At 63.6% G+C, this 302-nt stretch carries 1 protein-coding gene; it reads left to right on the top strand.

Features of this window, described 5'->3' with window-relative positions; all coding sequences use genetic code 11:
* Positions 1-17: 17 nt before the first annotated feature.
* Positions 18-302, top strand: a 285-nt coding sequence (gene tnpA, locus J0695_RS42975) for an IS200/IS605 family transposase (protein ID WP_206970216.1), incomplete at its 3' end; no start/stop codon positions are given.

Below are 302 nucleotides of genomic sequence, written 5' to 3'. Positions count from 1 at the left end.
GTGTGTATAGTGATCGTTTGACTGTGACCAGGAAGGTTCGCCGATTCTCCGGCGGCGTGTACGACCTCGGGCTCCACGTGGTGTGGTGCCCGAAGTACCGCCGTCCGGTCCTCGGCGGGCGGGTCGCGGAACGGTTGGACGAGTTGATCCGGCAGAAGGCCGACGAACACGGGTGGGAGGTCATCGCCCTTGAGGTGATGCCCGACCACGTGCACCTGTTCGTGAAGCACGATGCGAAGTCGTCGGCCTCGTACGTGGCAAACCAGTTCAAGGGCTTCACATCCCGCGTGCTGCGCGAGGAG

Source organism: Streptomyces beijiangensis, assembly GCF_017315755.1.
In the GTDB taxonomy this organism is placed as follows: domain Bacteria; phylum Actinomycetota; class Actinomycetes; order Streptomycetales; family Streptomycetaceae; genus Streptomyces; species Streptomyces beijiangensis.
The sequence above is the reverse complement of the archived record's forward strand: the minus strand, read 5'-3'. Positions and strand labels throughout refer to the sequence as shown.